Annotated in this window: 1 protein-coding gene; it reads right to left on the reverse strand. The window is 44.0% G+C overall.

Annotated elements, in window-relative coordinates; genetic code table 11:
- Window positions 1–3,080, reverse strand: a 3,080-nt coding sequence (locus tag AC6UD6_RS06915; protein ID WP_500696171.1) for a mucin-binding protein, incomplete at both ends; no start/stop codon positions are given.

Below are 3,080 nucleotides of genomic sequence, written 5' to 3' on the forward strand. Positions count from 1 at the left end.
GTATTAAAGGTAAAGCCATCCGCAGGGTATCCGTCGGATACTAATTCATATCCTTGCGCTTCTAACTTAGCGATTTCATCTTTCGTACTGTAGTTAGCCTTGCTACCAAACTTACCGTTAACGGTATCACTAGTGATAAGGGCATTGCCTTTATCCTGATCAACATAGTTAATGTGAACGACTTCATCGTTAGCATTGTAGGTAACCGTGACACTTGAATCTGGCGTGTCAGCCGTGGCAGTTTGTGAACCAACACTTGCCTTATCTGGAGTGTATCCCGTAATGGTTGGGGAAACAATTGAACCGAAGACAGCGTTCGTTGACGTCCAGTTACTGTAAGTTACCTTACCCGTTACTTCATCAAAGGTGGCCGTTCTGTTGAACGTAACGGTTTCGATGCGGTCTTCTGAAGCCTTGCTACCGTCAGCATATACATAATGCACGGTTCTAGTAATGGTCTTGGTCAAGTCCGTCTTGCTAGTACCATCAGGATATTTTGGTCCCGTTGGGTTGTTTGGATCCACTGGTTGTCCTGGGTTTCCTGGATTATCTGGAGTAACTTCCTTGGTCTTGTGTTTTAGCACAACCTTGAAGGTTGGGTTATCAGTATTGAAGGTGTAACCATCACCTGGGAAGCCATCGGATACAAGTTCATATCCTTGAGCTTCTAGTTTAGCGATTTCGTCCTTCGTACTGTAATCAGACTTAGAACCGAATTTCCCGTTCAAGCCATCAGTATGAATAACCTCGTTACCATTGTCTTGGTCGATGTACTCAACTTGAGCCTTTTCATCGTTGGCATTGTAGGTAACAGTAACACTTCCGTCCGGTGTGTCAGCAGTGGCAGTTTCGGAACCAACCGTCGCTTTATCAGGAGTATATCCCGTAATGGCTGGTGAATCAATTGAGCTAAAGACAGCATTCTTAGTAGTCCAGTCACCATAACTAATGATCTTGCCAGTTACTTGATCAAAGGTTGCAGTTCGAGTGTAGGTAACTGTCTCAACTTGATCGTCAGCAGCTTTACTACCATCAGCGTAAACGTAGTGGATGGTTCTTGTAATGTTCTTAGTCAGATCATTTACACTAGTTCCATCTGGGTACTTCGGTCCAGTTGGGTTATTTGGATCAACTGGTTGACCTGGTTGTCCCGGATTATCTGGCGTAACCGTCTTCATCTTGTGTTTCAAAACAACGGTAAAGGTTGGATTGTCAGTGTTGAAAGTAAAGCCATCAGCAGGGTATCCGTCGGATACTAGCTCGTAGCCCTGAGCTTCTAACTTGGCAATCTCATCTTTAGTACTGTAGTTAGCCTTGGTACCGAACTTACCGTTTAGGTCATCAAAATGAATAACATTGTTATTATCATCTTGGTCAACGTAATTAACTAACGCCTTTTGTTCGTTGGCATTGTACGTAACGGTAACACTTCCGTCAGGTGTATCAGCGGTGGCAGTTTCAGAACTAACACTAGCTTTATCAGGGGTGTAGCCCGTAATGGCTGGTGAATCAATTGAGCTAAAGACCGCATTCTTAGTAGTCCAGTCGCCGTAGCTGATAATCTTGCCAGTAACTTGGTCGAAAGTTGCCGTTCTTGTAAACGTAACCGTTTCAACTTTGTCATCGGAAGCTTTGCTGCCATCAGCATAGACGTAGTGAATCGTTCTGGTAATGTTCTTAGTCAGGTCATTTACACCAGTTCCATTAGGATAATGAGGTCCATCTGGATTATTTGGATCCACTGGTTGTCCTGGGTTGCCAGGGTTGTCCGGCGTAACCGTCTTGGTCTTATGCTTAAAGATAACTTTGAAAGTTGGGTTGTCGGTATTAAATTCATACCCATTTGGATAACCGTCAGTGACTAATTCGTAACCTTGAGCTTCTAGTTTAGCGATTTCATCTTTCGTACTGTAGTCTGACTTAGAACCAAATTTACCAGTTAAGTTATCAGTCGTGATAACCCGGTTGTTGTCATCTTGATCAATGTACTGAACGTGGGCCTGTTCATCGTTAGCAGTGTAGGTAACCGTATCAGTTGAATTCTCTGAATTAGGGGAAGTGGTGAGTGAACCAACAGTTGCTTTATCAGGAGTGTATCCCGTAATTTCAGGAGATTTGATTGAACCAAAGACCGCATTCTTAGTAGTCCAGTCGCCGTAACTGATAATCTTGCCGGTAACCTGGTCGAAGGTTGCCGTTCGAGTGTAGGTAACGGTCTCAACTTTGTCATCGGAAGCTTTGCTGCCATCAGCATAGACGTAGTGAATCGTTCTCGTAATGTTCTTAGTCAGATCATTTACACCAGTTCCATCTGGGTATTTTGGTCCAGTTGGATTATTTGGATCAACTGGTTGTCCCGGTTGACCAGGGTTATCCGGTGTAACCGTCTTGGTCTTGTGCTTAAAGACAACTTTGAAAGTTGGGTTGTCGGTATTAAATTCGTACCCATTTGGATAACCGTCAGTGACTAACTCGTAACCCTGACTTTCTAAATCAGCAATTTCAGCCTTAGTAGAGTAATCCGACTTAGAACCAAACTTACCGTTTAAGCTGTCAGTTTTAATAACTCGGTTGCCGTCGTCTTGGTCAATGTATTGAACACGAGCCTGTTCTTCATTGGCATTGTAGGTAACGGTTACAGATCCGTCTGGCGTGTCGGCTGTGGTAGTTTCGGAACCAACACTTGCTTTATCTGGAGTGTAGCCCGTGATTGCTGGAGAATCAACTTGTCCAAAGACAGCGTTAGTTGAAGTCCAGTCACTGTAAGTTAACTTACCAGTTACTTCGTCAAAAGTTGCTGTTCTTGTGAACGTGACGGTTTCAACTTTGTCATCGGAAGCTTTACTACCGTCAGCGTAAACGTAGTGCACCGTTCTCGTAATGTTCTTAGTCAGATCATTTACACCAGTTCCGTCTGGGTACTTTGGTCCAGTTGGGTTATTTGGATCAACTGGTTGTCCCGGTTGACCAGGGTTATCCGGTGTAACCGTCTTAGTCTTATGCTTCAAAACAACGGTAAAGGTTGGATTGTCAGTGTTGAAAGTAAAGCCATCAGCAGGGTATCCGTCGGATACCAACTC

This window comes from Fructilactobacillus sp. X8R2C1 (assembly GCF_059900955.1).